Below are 2,467 nucleotides of genomic sequence, written 5' to 3'. Positions count from 1 at the left end.
CTCGTGGTGCTGGTCCGCAGCACCGCCGTCGCGGTGTCCGCGGCCGGCCGGTGGCTGAGCGTGGTGCCGGTGGTCGCCCTCGCCCTCGCCCCGTTCTACGGCTTCACCGACATGAACCTGTCGGTGATGTTCTACGCGATCGGACTGGCCGTGGCCGCCGTCGACGGCCCGGTGAACCGGGCACTGCCGGCGGCGGCACCCCGGCCGTCACCGGTCTGAGCGGATCAACCGGCCGCCACCGCGGCCCGGGACCGGTCCGCCGCGATCCGCACCGCCATCGCGGCGAGCACGCTGCCGGTCACCCACCGCTGGACCCGCGCCCAGCCCGGCCGGCGCACCAGGAACGTCGACACCGACCCGGCGGTCAGCACGATCAGCGTGTTCACCGTCAACGCGACGGTGATCTGGGTGCCGCCGAGCAGCAGGCTCTGCACCGCCACGTCACCCCGGGCGGGGTCGACGAACTGCGGCAACAACGACACGTACAAGATGGCGATCTTGGGGTTGAGCAGGTTGGTGAGCAAGCCCATGGCGAACAGCCGGCGCGGCCGGTCCACCGGCAGCTCCTGCGGCGTGAACGCCGAACGCCCACCGGGGCGCAGCGTCCGCCACGCCAACCACAGCAGGTACGCCGCACCGGCCAGCTTCACCGCCGTGTACAGCGGCGGCACCAGCACGAACACCGTGGCGATGCCGGCGACGGCGGCGGCCAGGTAGACGCCGAACCCGGCGGCCACCCCGAGCAGGGACACCAGCCCGGCCCGCCGACCCTGGCTGACCGACCGGGACACCAGGTAGACCATGTTCGGCCCCGGGGTGAGCACCAGACCGAGCGCCACCAGGGCGATTCCCGCCACCGCACCGACCGTGACCATCGCCGCCCCCGTCCTGCCGCACCTGCCCCGCACCCTACGCCGCGCCGTCGTCCCGCGACGCCCCGTGGTGCCCGGCCCCGGCGGGGGTTCCGGACGGGCGGGGTAGCGGCCACACTGCTCAGATGTCTGTGACCCTGCGGGCCGCCCCCACCGTCACCGCACCCGGACTGCTCCTGCGCTGCTGGCGCGACGACGACGTCGACGCGTTGGTCGAGGCGCACCGGGACCCGGAACTGCGGGCCCGTACCCGTAACCCGCTGACCACGCCGACGCAGGCCAGACGGTGGGTCGACGGCAACCGGCAGGGCTGGGCGGCGGGCCGCCGGTTCAGCTTCGCCGTCTGCGAAGCCACGTCCGACGGCGACCGGGTGGTCGGCTGCGTCCTGCTCAAGGACGTGGTGCCGGGCCGCGTCGACGCGGAGATCGGCTACTGGACGGCCGGGCCGGCACGCGGCCGTCAGGTGGCGCCCCGGGCGGTGGACGCGGTGAGCCGGTGGGCGTTCACCCGGTTCGCCGCGACCGGGCTGGCCCGCCTGGAGCTGCTGCACCAGCTGGACAACCCGGCGTCCTGCCGGGTGGCGCAGAAGAGCGGCTTCCCCTTCGTCGAGGTGCTGCCCGCCCGGCCGCCGTTCCCCCTCGACGGGCACCGCCACGTGCGGCACCACCGCTGAACACCGGGGAATGCCGCCCGCCCCGCAGGCGCTGCACCGGTGACGGCCGGGCGGATACGGTGTCGGGGGAGGTGTCCGGAGGATGGTGGACGCGTGGGAGGCCGCTGTCGAGGCGCAGATCCGCAGCGCCCAGGAACGGGGCGAGTTCGACAACCTGCCCGGTATGGGCAAGCCGATCCCCGGCCGCGACGTCCCCTACGACGAGTCCTGGTGGATCACGAGTTTCCTGGAGCGGGAGGCGCTGCCCACCTACCTGCTGCTGCCCACCCCGTTGCAGTTGCGCCGTCGGGTCGAGCAGGTGCCCGACGAGGTCCGTGACCTGCCCACCGAGGAGTCGGTGCGGGAGTTCGTCGGTCTGCTCAACCAGGAGATCGTGGCGTGGCTGCGGTACCCCGCGGGGCCCCGGGTGGCGGTCCGCCCGGTCGACACCGAGGCGGTGCTGCGCCAGTGGCGGGCCCACCGCGCCACCCGCGCCGTCCCCGCGCCGTCCGCTCCGACACCCGTGCCACCGGCACGACGACGTCCCCGGTTCCGCTGGCCGTGGCGGCGACCACCGGGGTAGCCGCCCGATCAGTCGACGGCGGCCCGCCAGGTCCACGCGGTGCGGCGGGGCCGCTGCCCCAGGGTGGCCCGCCCGGTCATCCAGAGCAGCACGTCGGCCGGGTCACCGGCGGGCGCGTCGGGGAACAGCCGCCCCAGCACCGCCGCGCTGGGTGCCGTCGGCGGCCGCCACGTCACCCCGAGCCCCCGGGTGATGTCATACGTGTGCAGCAGCGTCTCGGCGATGCCCATGGCGGCGAAGCCGGCCGGGTCGCAGGGCCCCCAGTGCCAGGCGCGGGTGGGTGCGGGGACGGTGTCGAGCGCGGCGGCGAGCAGCCCCCCGCAGGCGGCCACCACGACCAGCACCTGGGCCGGGGTGGC

3 protein-coding genes and 2 pseudogenes are annotated in these 2,467 nt (G+C 75.1%); 3 read left to right on the top strand and 2 right to left on the bottom strand.

The annotated features are described in order from the left end of the window. Window positions 1-219: pseudogene (locus ACOJTC_RS30540) on the top strand (O-antigen ligase domain-containing protein); the annotation flags it as partial. Between the two features lie 5 nt (window positions 220-224). On the opposite strand, the gene ACOJTC_RS30535 reads toward ACOJTC_RS30540, so the two are convergent. Continuing rightward, window positions 225-875, bottom strand: coding sequence for a LysE family translocator (locus ACOJTC_RS30535; protein WP_420119476.1), 651 nt, complete (start codon window positions 873-875; stop codon window positions 225-227). Between the two features lie 122 nt (window positions 876-997). Between ACOJTC_RS30535 and ACOJTC_RS30530 the strand changes: the two genes are divergently transcribed. Beyond that, on the top strand, window positions 998-1,546 hold the full coding sequence (locus ACOJTC_RS30530; protein WP_420119475.1) for a GNAT family N-acetyltransferase: 549 nt from the start codon (window positions 998-1,000) through the stop codon (window positions 1,544-1,546). An 82-nt stretch (window positions 1,547-1,628) separates the two neighbouring features. Next, entirely contained in the window at window positions 1,629-2,108 is a 480-nt protein-coding gene (locus ACOJTC_RS30525; RefSeq protein ID WP_420119474.1) for a DUF1992 domain-containing protein, read from the top strand. A gap of 8 nt (window positions 2,109-2,116) precedes the next feature. On the opposite strand, the pseudogene ACOJTC_RS30520 reads toward ACOJTC_RS30525, so the two are convergent. Beyond that, a pseudogene (locus tag ACOJTC_RS30520) lies at window positions 2,117-2,467 on the bottom strand (hypothetical protein); the annotation flags it as partial.

Origin of the sequence: Micromonospora sp. (genome assembly GCF_048594385.1) — a bacterium.
Lineage (GTDB): Bacteria > Actinomycetota > Actinomycetes > Mycobacteriales > Micromonosporaceae > Micromonospora > Micromonospora wenchangensis.
Note: the sequence above shows the minus strand (reverse complement) of the source record. Positions and strands in the feature narration are given on the sequence as shown.

Bases quoted from the DNA above. Each gene is read 5' to 3' on its own strand.
- ACOJTC_RS30530 (WP_420119475.1), top strand. From the start codon at position 998: ATGTCTGTGACCCTGCGGGCCGCCCCCACCGTCACCGCACCCGGACTG.
- ACOJTC_RS30535 (WP_420119476.1), bottom strand. From the start codon at position 875: ATGGTCACGGTCGGTGCGGTGGCGGGAATCGCCCTGGTGGCGCTCGGT.
- ACOJTC_RS30525 (WP_420119474.1), top strand. From the start codon at position 1,629: ATGGTGGACGCGTGGGAGGCCGCTGTCGAGGCGCAGATCCGCAGCGCC.